1 pseudogene is annotated in these 564 nt (G+C 47.9%); it reads right to left on the bottom strand.

Annotated elements, in window-relative coordinates:
• Nucleotides 1–540, bottom strand: a pseudogene (locus tag ACTHUR_RS16850) (type I secretion system permease/ATPase); the annotation flags it as partial.
• Nucleotides 541–564: the final 24 nt, after the last annotated feature.

The following is a 564-nucleotide window of genomic DNA, read 5'->3' as shown; positions in this document are numbered from 1 at the left end:
GTCGTACACGTTCATGACATACAACGAGCTGACCAAAGCGAGGAAGTTGATGATGACGGTCGCCAAAATTACTTGATAGTAATAGCTGCGGAAACGCCAAATGACTTTCCAAAACCATGCTTTGGGAAGGTGATATTCGGGCAGTTCGGAACGGGTGTCCGCCGCCATTTTAGGCTTGATAAACCAACAGTAACCCAGATACAGACCGGAAAGCTGGTCATGATCAAGCTGCTGCTCCAAGCCATCTACCTGACGGATATGATATTTCCTGTTCCGACCCGAACCTTCGATATTGGTAATGACGGCAGCCTCTTCGTTGTGAAGAATGATCATCACAGGAACGGCAAGCGATGGAATGTCTTCCAGATTGCGCTTGGACAATGTGTTTTCGAAGCCGTGGCTGCGCAAAACTTCGACGAGGGAATGATAGTTGACATTGAGTTTTTTATCCCGCACCACCTCTGCCGTCAGCGCGGCTTCTGACACAGGCGCCCCTAAGAGACGGGTAACCAACACAATATGTTCAATGATTGCTTTCATGATAATTCGCGTAATGAGTAATGA

Source organism: Neisseria sp. P0021.S007, assembly GCF_051956855.1.
The sequence above is the reverse complement of the archived record's forward strand: the minus strand, read 5'-3'. Positions and strand labels throughout refer to the sequence as shown.